Raw genomic sequence first — 2,205 nt, 5'->3', positions numbered from 1 at the left:
AATAAAAAGAATAAAAAAATTATAACTTATCAAAGGAGATTGAGAAAATGAGGGCAGTTGTAAAAAATGCACTAACGATGACAATGACAGGTTCAATGATATTATTGACAGGATGTGCTGCCATGAGAACATAAGTGACAATAATACAGGAACTACAAAGATTTCTATTTTTCTACAGTTTGATAAAGGAATGTTTATGTGTAGAAGGAATAATCAAATGCATAAATCCAGCCCAATGAACACAAAAATAAAATTTAAAATGTTCACACCATCAACTTCTAATGAAGTAGCTGAAAGTAATGGGCAAAAAATGCGAAACGGAAATAATTGTGAAAACTGAATATATTCCAGTTAGAAATGAAGATAAATTGATTAGACTTGCTTATCAAACACTCCTTAACAAGAACAATATTAATAATCAATTTAATAGCACAGTAAAAAATAAAGGGGAAGATGAATTATGAGTACAAATGTAGCTCTTTATGCTAGAGTCTCGTCTGAGCGACAAATGCAGACAAATACTATATCCAGCCAAGTAACAGAAATTAAGAATAGAATCATTAATGATGGTCATATTTTGTTGAATGATTATATTTACATTGATGATGGATATACTAGCTCAAAATTACTCAGACCATCTCTGGAGAGATTAAGGGATGATGCTTCCAGAGGTTTGTTTAATACATTGTATGTACACTCTCCAGATAGGTTGGCTAGAAAATATGCTTATCAATATCTATTGGTTGAAGAATTGTCACGGCTTAATGTTACTATTATTTTTTTAAACAATCAGATAACTGATTCTCCTGAATCTAACCTCCTTTTGCAGGTTCAAGGAATAATTTCAGAGTATGAAAGAACTAAAATTTTAGAAAGAAGCAGACGAGGGAAAATGCATGCTGCTAAGTCAGGCAAGTGCTCTGTACTTGGAGGAGCACCATATGGATATCGTTATATTCCTAAAAATAATAATGATATAGCTAGTTATGAAATAGTAGAAAAAGAAGCTGAAGCTATAAGAACTCTTTTTAACGCAATTGCTGTTGATAAAATGAGTATTAATGCCGCAACGAAGATGCTATCAGAAAAAGGATATGAGACACCTCGAAAAACAGTTGAACAGTGGCATAGAGGTACGGTTAATAGATTATTAAGAAACCCAGCTTATAAGGGCATGGCAGCTTTTGGTAAAAAAAGAAGCACTGAATATCAAGGGCAGATTAGACCAAATAGAGGTCAACCATGGCTGCCTAAAAAAAATTGTAAAATGGTTCATGCTGCTAAAAGCCAATGGATCTATATCCCTGTTCCAAAAATAGTTGATGAAACTATTTTTGATGCTGTGCAAGAACAACTGGATAAAAACAAGAAATTCAAAAGAGAAAGGAGTAGTGGCGCAACATACTTACTTCAAGGTCTTGTTGTTTGTCAAAAATGCGGTTATGCTTATGTTGGAAACTCAGACGGTAGTAAATCTAGTAAAAAATATAATTATTACTCATGCAATGGCAGAAGACAGCAGCCAAAACATCCAGTCAAATGCAATGCTTTATCAGTGCAATCTGATAAAACTGATCAAGCTGTATGGTTGGAGATATGTAAATTATTAGAAAATACAGAGTCTATAGAAAAAGAGTACAAAATAAGAAAACAAGAGTTAGATAAAACAAGTGTTAATCTGGAAGTGGGAAAACTAAGTAAAGAAAAAATATCCATAGAGCAAAAAATTAATCGTTTAATAGATAGTTATGCAGATTCTTTAATCACAAAAAATGAATTTGAACCAAGAATAAAATTACTTAGAGCTCACATGATGAAAATCGAAAATAATCTATCGCAGCTTAATACTAATGATAATTATGATCAAAAGGTTAAAGAATTTATGGATAAATTGGAGCTTTTTGCTAAGACAATAAAACAACAACTCATTGATTCAAATTTTGAAACTAAAAGAAAAATTATCCTTAGTCTAATAAAATTTATTGAAATAAGTGATAATACGATCAATGTCGTTTTCAAAATCAAACCACCAGAAGTCTCTAAAAACAGAAGCTTACTGGAAGATTGTCGCATGAGTAAGTACGGCAATTAAGCACAGGCATTTGAAAGTGGAATCAAAGATGTCAGATACTATTTTCCTTGACCCTGTACCAGAAAGTGACAAAACAGTTTATGTTCAGGTCAAAAGCACACTAAGTGGCGATT

Annotated in this window: 2 protein-coding genes; both read left to right on the top strand. The window is 32.1% G+C overall.

Features of this window, described 5'->3' with window-relative positions; translation table 11 throughout:
- Positions 1-460: 460 nt before the first annotated feature.
- Entirely contained in the window at positions 461-2,092 is a 1,632-nt protein-coding gene (locus tag DNJ75_RS14670; protein ID WP_117004174.1) for a recombinase family protein, read from the top strand.
- Positions 2,093-2,108: 16 nt separating this feature from the next.
- On the top strand, positions 2,109-2,205 hold a 97-nt coding region (gene traT / locus DNJ75_RS15860), incomplete at its 3' end, for a complement resistance protein TraT (RefSeq protein WP_407643252.1).

The organism is Cysteiniphilum litorale, from assembly GCF_003428165.1.
Lineage (GTDB): Bacteria > Pseudomonadota > Gammaproteobacteria > Francisellales > Francisellaceae > Caedibacter > Caedibacter litoralis.
This window is presented reverse-complemented; position numbering and strand designations above follow the sequence as displayed.